Genomic DNA, 8,678 nt, shown 5'->3' with positions numbered 1-8,678 from the left:
TTCTTTCACATAAGATATAACGTTTCACTAATTATGATCAATTATTTATTTTTTCTTTATTAAAATACCAAAAATATATTTTCACGAATAATATTAATTTCACAAACATAATATATATTTACAATAATATATATTTAAAATAATAATAATTTGAAATAATTAATATCGATTCTATTTAATGTAAACCTGCCCTCTATCCTGACGTTAAAAAAATGCCCAGTTCACATTTGACTGGGCATTAATGTAGAAAAGAGAGGTTAAAGAAGGAGAATGATTTTTCTTAATTCTATAAAGAAATCATGAGAATACCCCATGCTCCAGACGCCCGATGAGATCTAACACTTCAAGTGCGCCGCTTTCAGTTGCAATAAGAGACATCGGAGTGACTGCACCAAGGCTCTTAACAGGGCTTTTTAACCATGTCCATGCTTCATTCTTATTTCCGCCAAAAAGTTGTACTGCGGCATCAAACACACGAATCAGCCGTGCAACACGCTCATTCTCTTCGACAGAAAGAACGAAACCTGCATTTTTTCGGCGGATAACGTTTTGCTCCTTATATTTGTATTTGTCAAAGTTGTACATATGACACCTTAGTTAATCTGATAATGACCGCTATAGCTCAGCTACCACAAATTACGAACTTGGAAGTTTGCAAGATACAAAAACAACCGTACAGTATGTTGTACGAACAATGGGCACTTCGTTGTATTTTTCAGGTTATTTCTTGGCATAGGTAGGATAAATGAAAGTGTTAACTGACTCAGAAGCAAAACAAAACCTTTCTGAAACGATGACAAATGTCGTGAACGATTGTAGCCCAGTGATTATCACTCGTAAAAATGGCGAAAGTTGCATACTTATGTCATTAACTGATTTCGAATCTTTGCAAGAAACAGCTTATTTGATGAGATCACCAACCAACGCGAATCGTCTTCTGGAATCTATCTCTCAGTTAAGAACCAGAAAAGGGAAGCTCAAGGAATTAGATTTATACCCGTCATCTTTCAAGTTGCTTCTTTGTTGGCTGCACTCACTCACCCCGGTCACATAGTTCTCTATGCTCCCGGGGATTCTCTCCCTTGCCGCCGCGATGCATCTTGAAATCCATAGGGTATAGACTGATAGTACAGAGCAGGAAAAACTCCCTGCTCTGACTGCTAACGAGGTCTTGGATAATTTATTCTCCCGGGCACCAACTTACCCATTCTTCATTTTACCTTTTACTGCTGTGGCAAATGGTTTACCACCATCTAACGCAGTGTAGTGAAGATGAATCTGAATATCTTTCAACTGCGATGTATAAAGGTTGGGAACCAGGACATCAATCACAGACTGATCGGGGAATTCCAATGTCCAGGTTGAAATGGCTCCTGTTCCTTCGAAAGGCAGATAGCGATCATCATCAAACATCAGGGTGCATAGCCAGTTCTCTTTAGCGACACCACCATCATCTTTTTCATTTAAAGAAGAGAGGGCAATTTGCTGTTGAGCACGCAGATTCTTCACAATATTTTTATCGCTTCCGCTATTTCTGGTTGGGTCATAAAGCCAGGTTACTCCATCAATATCGGTACTGGTTAAAGTGAAACTGCTGGTTTGTGTCAGGATGGCGCTAATCTCCGTCGGTAACGCAGGGTAAGGGCTAAGTGCGTTTACCAATATCGAAACGGAAATGCGCTTAATCTGGCGTAGATAATGTCCGGGATAATTCGTGTCGAACAGTTTAGAATCCAGCGTAAAACTCACCGCCTTTTTATTAATGATTTGAGTTTTCAACCCATTGTCTGACAGCAATTTACTGAGCGAGATGGTTTTATTGATATTCAAACGGCGTTCATTGCGTTGTAACCAAGCGCTTTCCATTTGTAATAGATCAAGCTGCAAAGATTCCCCTGCCAGCAAACCCTGGTAAGAATCATTCCACCCCGAGGTTTTGATAAAACCTTGCCGCTGATAATCCCCGACTTCATACCGCCAGCTTCTTTCCGCCATCAAACACATGGAAAGTACCGCATCATAGGCTGGCGCATACAGCGCTGCGAGACGTCCCATCAGCCACTTATAGGTCGGGACAACCAGAAAGCCGGATGTTATAAACTCATACAGCTCACGGGCAGCGGATTGCTGTGCTTGGGCTTCTTGCAGGGCGATTTGAGAACTTTTGATTAGCAATTCCTGCTCTTTTAATTGCATCTCAATGATATTGATTTCGCTTTGAGCTTGCTTGTACTCAATTTCCCATTCCTGGCGACGGCGTTGATATTCTGCTCCGTCTTGCAACCTGTCAGCAACATTGCCTAATGCATCAGAAAAAAGGTCGGCAACGATAGCTGCGTTTTTGACAGACGCTTCGAGCTTTGCTCCCCCAACTGCCAGACCATAAATATTGGGTATGGTTTCCAGTATCGTGCTGGCGACAAGGAAAGGAGCGGCCGACATTTTATATATTCCTGATGCCACTTTCATGCTGATGGCTGAAATCTCCAAAGCAGAAAGATTTTCTTCATATAGCGCGTGATAATGTTGGTAGCGCTCCTCTGCCATTTTTTTGCTGACTTCTAGTGTGGCTTTCCCCATTTGCGCAAGTTGCAAGGCTTGTTGTTGCAGTTCCACGGTAAAAGCAGATAACCGGAGCGCTTGCGATTGTACCAGCACGTCCTTTTCGGCATCAACTTCAGTTTCTATGATATGAAGTAACCAATGTCCCATTTCAATTAATTGTTTTACCGCGCTATTTGCGCTTTTTAACATCAATGGGAAGCGATAAGGGGGGATCTGCTGCTGCATATTGTTCAGCCCGCTGGTGAGATAGCCTGCGTTTCTTTGCGTCAAGCTCTCTGCACTCGCGGCACTAGCATAAAGTGGCAACGGTTGTACTTTGCCATCCAGAGTTAGGCCATGACGCAAGTTATAGAGCCGAGTGTTCAACGTTTTTTGAAATTCAACCAGTTTTTCATTGAACGGGGATTTAAATAAATTTTCAGCCGCACGTACCTTGGGTTTCAATTTTGCTTTGACCTTTTCCAAGGTATCCGGACGCCAATGACTGGCATCCAAACCTTCCGGTAATGCGCCGAGTAATTGCAGGGCTTGTTGATAACACAGACCGGCTTCGTTCAGGCTATCTCTGGTCAGTTGTCTGTAGAGGTTATCGCCTTCTTGTATCCACAAATTGATTAAGAAATGGAATAGGGCTTTCTGATAATAGACGGGCTGGTTGTAAGCGATAGTATCAGGATCGGCCGTTCTCATTATTGGAGGAAGATCATTGCCATTTTCGACAATGGCGCGGGAATTCCACATTAGAATATTGTTATAAGGGTCAAACAGGTAATTGATAAACCATCGGCGTGCATCATAAAAACGCTGCTCTTCACAAAGTCGGGAAGAGATTAGGAAAGGAAGATGGAAAAACAGTTCCCAGAAATATTGCCCGTTAGCGCCATTAAAATCGACTTTTGTCGGTGAAGTTTCGTTATCCAACGCAGGCTCAAGCAAGGATTGAGTTTCCCATGCCAATACCTTGTCAATGGATTGCGTCGCTCGTGCAACCAGTTGTTTGCCAAATAATGTGTTTAATCTAATGGCGGTAGATTTGAATTTCAGGTTGGTTATATCTAGATATTGAACTTGCTTTGTATTTCTTTTCAACGTAATGGCAGGAATTTTATCACCTTCTTCGATCGTGAGTTCGTATATATTCTCGATAACTTGTGGTTTATTTTCTGATTCAATTAATCCTGCGACTAAACTAAAAAAATAGGTATTGATATTTGGTTCAAGATTAAAAATGATATCTTGTATTACTGCGTTACCATCTAGTGGTAATTTTTGGCTGGCGTATTGTTCACCTTGTGGGTATGTTCTGAAGATCAGAACAGATGGTAAATATTCCCAACCATCTTGGATTTTGTATATCTCTTTACGTAAGGAAATATTCTCTCCCTCAATGGAGAGTGACAGGTTTTTATCACTGAGATTCCATTGTGTACTGGCCTGAAATGCACCGCTACCGATCCATGAAAAATCGTGGCTTTTGGTAATTTTATTATCTTTCCATTCAGAGGGTAATAACTTAAAAAGTTGTGTTTCATCATAGCTGATAATAAAAACATCCGTTGGTGCATTTTCTCCGTACCAACCAAATTTAAACGTTTTTATTGCTGTATCACTGGCAGGAATTTCGACTTGCATTTGAATGTTCTTAGTATTGATTCCCCAAAAAAGTTCTTTGGAGGGAAACTTATTAGGGCTTGATGATGCTAACTGATAGCGTTTAACCAATGTGTTTCTGCAAGTTAACAGAAGATTAGTTCCTCCGCTGCCTACTTTGCCCTCTAATTGCAGAAAAGAAGATTTATGCGGTTTAATATAATAATAACTACTCTTCGTTTCCTCCTCGGTTTCTTTTATAGTGAGAAACTTCGCTGTACCTGCATAATGATGTTGTAATGTGTCTGGATTGCTGAACAACTTATACCACGTGGTAACAAGCGTTTTTTCATTCTCTTGAGTCAAGGACTTCTTATCCAGCAATAATAAGTCGCGCAATTCAAGGTAATAATCTTTGTTTTTCTCCCACTTGTTGCTATCTTTATTTTCGGAGTCGTACAATAAAACCCCCATCCATTGGTCTCCGTCCACTTGTAGTTGTACATCCACCATAGCTATCAACCCAGGCTTATATTTTTCATCTTTCAAGTAAGAGTTATTTTTATCAGCAACGCGCTGCCCATCTTGTGTCGGATATTCACCGTTGGCATCTCTACCATCCAAGCGGAGTAATAGATTGGGGGCGCTCCATTCACCATTGCTTTGTTTGAAGGTAAATTTCACATTAATGGCGCGATAATCGGTGGGTTTCTGATCTACCCCCATCAATGGCGTTGCTTCACGCTCAACCCAGATTGCATATTGACGGCCAGAAATCACAATAGGCCGGATTGCCAGCATGGTTCCGGATAAAGACAATGTGATTTTTTCCCATTCACTCCACGCCAGTGGGCTAATGACATCGTTGTTATCACGCAGCTTAATATCCAGTGTGCGCCAGTAATACTCTATAGGTTCGACATTGCTTTTACCGATAAAGTGATAACTATCGTTTTTAGGGTCAGTACCGTCGATATAGCCGCACATCAATTGCAAATTGCTGATCCGTTCAAATTCGGTCAGATAATGCAGAATAGCTGTTTGGATCATATTGTTGTTCAAACGTGATTGACCCAAATCGTTTTCCAGCGTGGTAAAGGCGCTAGTTTTACGCAGCCTGCTGGCGGGGGAGATAAAGTTTTCCGGGAAGTTTCTTTGCCTTTGCCAAGCTTGCCAACGATTATATTGATTCAGAAAGTTCTCCCAGAACTGGGTTCGTTCATCACTGATGATTTGTCCCTCATAGCCGGTTTCCATCCGGGAAAAGAGACGGAACAGATAGCGTTGTAGGCTGGCAATGCAAAAAGCGACTCTACTGGTATCAACTTCTTTAGCCACCAATATATCGGTCAGGAAATAGTTTGAAAGATCTTCAACAGTCGTGATATCCGATGAGGAATCGCTGGAAGGCGCCCAGCGCCGTAACAGATATTCGACCATCGAATCACGCCAGCGTTCATTGAGTGAACCGCCTAGCTTGGATTGTACTTCGGAAGAGGTGGCGGCAAATAAAGCGCTGCTGACTTGATACCAATGATCATAGCTGGATGCTGTGGTCAGTTTGGCGATATCTAGTAATGGCTGGGCAGATACTTGACTCTTTTCGGCCAGTGCTTTTAGACGCATGACGGTACTAACGTCAACGACATTCTGTGCCATTTTCAGATTAAAATCGCTGGTTATTCTCAGAATCTCTCGACTTGACCAGCCAATTAATTCGGCCAAATTTGTGGCAGCTTGTTCAGCACTCCAAACCGTGGCGTCAGACGGTTGTTGCCCAATTTGACCGGCTTGATACAGATAGTAGATCACATCAACTTCTGTTTTATTGGCGGGTAATAAATTCAGCCAATCACTATAACGGCTCAAGCGATGGAGGAAAGTCAAATCAAGGGGGCGAAGTTGGTTATCTTTCTGGAGATTGAACCAAGCAGAGTAATTCACTAATGCTGTAACGCTTGTATCTTTCAGCTTGAATAACTTGCAAATCTCAACATAACGGTTGAGATCGTACCATGTGGTCAGCGCTTGCTCTGTTTGTTGTTGAGAACCGGAACGGCGAGCCAATGCAATGGTATTATTCAGAAAGTCAGCGTTGCTATTTCCCGTCCATCGTAATAGTGGCAGCGCAAGTGAATCCTCAATATCAAAGACATGGGCGATAGCATTAATTATTAGATCCTGTTGGGCAATAAAGGCGTTGCCTATCAAGGTCGTTAGCTCCTGTGTCCAGGTATCCCCTTGTTGTTTCCATGCATCATCTTGGGCTAATTTTTGGAGAATTCCGCTCACTTTGTCGCTTAAGGCTTTTTGATCATCGTCTGAAACGACTTGAACCAAAACAACACCTAATTCCCCTATCAGTTGATTAAGCTCATTCATCCACTGGATCGGCGTTTTCTTCGCCTGAAAGTCTTGCATGACAGCGGCAATTTTATCTTCGCTCAGCAACGCATCGCTCGCATCGGGGATGACAGTTCTGACTTTGTTAATCCAATCAATATTTTCAATATCAACCGTCACATTGCCGTCAGATTGATAAGGGGTGAGTAACGTGTTCAGCGACAGGGGAGATAAATTATGGCGCTGAATCCACTGTGCCGCATTCGTGACCGCGATAAGTACATCAAGGATATCAATGGTCTTGGCATCTTGCGCCAATGTTGGAATACCCGCTAGCTGTTGCAGATAATTGTTATTATCACGGCTCAATATGACGAGTAGCCCCAAACCCTCTTTAACTGACATGCGTAACTGACGAGGCAATGCTACCAAGCGATACAGGGCGGAAACGACATTCAGTGAACATTGGGGTTTCTTCAACCCCTGAACATACATCACGAGCGTTAGCAGAATTTGGCATGTTTCATCATCAATATTCAGACCTTTGCATAGCTGATTAACGATTAAAGCGTCTGGGCCTTCGGTCATCATTGGGTCAAATTCACGATTATCCAGCACAAGCACAGAGGAAGAGGATGCCTGTTTTGACAGCCCTTGCGCATTGAAAATCCTGTCAAAGAAGGAGAGTTGATTACCGAGAGCATAAGGCGTTATCTGGCCGATAAAGGCAGCAAACTGTTCCGCGGTCGTGTTGTACTCTTGCCGGAAATGCAGGAAGACGCCCAATGTGCGGATGGTTGCTTCTGTGATAACAAAACCGGTCTGTTTTTCTGCTTGTCGTGCGGTTGCCAGTAACAGATCCAGTTGCTCATAAGAGAGTTTCAGTGCTTTTTGCAGATGCAGGAAACGTTGGATACGGTCAAAGTTATCAGTACTGACGTCTGAGATTAGGATAACGCTTTTGGCGGTGTCTTTATTCTCGAATTTTTCCAGATAAAGCGCGGGAGCTTGACCCGCATTGATATAGGAAGCGGCATAGTTAGCACCGGAAGGAAACCGTTTATCCACATTGTCGGGTTTGATGACATTAGCGGAATAAGTGACGGTACTGTATATCTCGTTCTCTTCCGCTTTTGATATGCCATTAACGGCAAACAGGCGTTCAGCTTGTTGGGAACTTAGCCCGGTTTGTTGGGTAAACACCGTGAGGCGAGATAAAGAGAGTGCTGCATCGGCTGCATCGCCTTTGAGACCGTAGTAGTTATCGAAGAAATCTTTTTGGCCGCTTTGTGATGTTTCCAACAGCAAGGCTTGCAGTTTGGGCGCCAAGGTACTGCTAACCATCATGGCCGTTTGCAGCGAATCCACACTCAGATTGTCATCGATAAAATTGGGATATTTGCTATCGGCCTGTTGAATCAGATCCAGTAATGAGATCTGTTTTTCCGCCAGTACGGCTGTCGTTTGCTGGAGTGGAAAATGGAATGGCAGCGAAAGTGGGTAATAAATATCGGCCAGCGAACCCGTCAAAGGTTGGTCGTTATTGAGATATGCTTTGACTTTTTCGGCAAGAATTTCAACAACAAGGGGTAATGATTTACTGGTTTGATTGAGATTTATGCCATCAAGCAGTAATTTTTCAATATCTGGCCGTCGTTGGCCGAGAAGCCGGGCACTCTTTTTATCGGCATCTTCTTCAAACAAGCAGGATTGTTGATACAGATCGACCAAATAAGCCAAAGGGCCATCATTAGCTTCAGGTAAACCGGGAAAACAATAGAGATCTTGGTTATCGTTAAATAGCGTTTTATAGCTAATGCGTGATTCTATTTTATTTGCCATATGTGATTACCTTTTCAATAGAAAATATACCCGTCATCTTTCAAGTTGCTTCTTTGTTGGCTGCACTCACTCACCCCGGTCACATAGTTATCTATGCTCCCGGGGATTCGCTCCCTTGCCGCCGCGATGCATCTTGAAATCCATAGGGTATAGGAGTATTCAATCAAACATCATGATGATTAGATGTTTGATGAATAGAATTACACTATGGCCTATCACGATGAATCATCCAACCTAAAATATATTTTACTTTAATCGTTTTTAAAAAATCATTTTATTTCAATCCACCATATATATCTCAATTCAATTAAACTTAGATTTTATATATCCAATTTATA

3 protein-coding genes are annotated in these 8,678 nt (G+C 42.4%); 1 reads left to right on the top strand and 2 read right to left on the bottom strand.

What is annotated here, in order from left to right; genetic code table 11:
* Positions 1-297: 297 nt before the first annotated feature.
* Positions 298-585, bottom strand: a complete 288-nt coding sequence (locus BA1DRAFT_RS07730; protein ID WP_051560704.1) for an antitoxin Xre/MbcA/ParS toxin-binding domain-containing protein — start codon at positions 583-585, stop codon at positions 298-300.
* 160 nt (positions 586-745) lie between these two features.
* Here BA1DRAFT_RS07730 and BA1DRAFT_RS07725 point away from each other — a divergent pair, with 160 nt between their 5' ends.
* Entirely contained in the window at positions 746-1,054 is a 309-nt protein-coding gene (locus BA1DRAFT_RS07725) for a type II toxin-antitoxin system Phd/YefM family antitoxin (RefSeq protein ID WP_051560703.1), read from the top strand.
* Positions 1,055-1,200: 146 nt separating this feature from the next.
* Here BA1DRAFT_RS07725 and BA1DRAFT_RS07720 read toward each other — a convergent pair whose 3' ends face one another.
* On the bottom strand, positions 1,201-8,340 hold the full coding sequence (locus tag BA1DRAFT_RS07720) for a Tc toxin subunit A-related protein (RefSeq protein ID WP_036777680.1): 7,140 nt from the start codon (positions 8,338-8,340) through the stop codon (positions 1,201-1,203).
* Positions 8,341-8,678: the final 338 nt, after the last annotated feature.

Origin of the sequence: Photorhabdus aegyptia (assembly GCF_000612035.1) — a bacterium.
GTDB classification, from domain to species: Bacteria; Pseudomonadota; Gammaproteobacteria; order Enterobacterales; family Enterobacteriaceae; genus Photorhabdus; species Photorhabdus akhurstii.
Note: the sequence above shows the minus strand (reverse complement) of the source record. Positions and strands in the feature narration are given on the sequence as shown.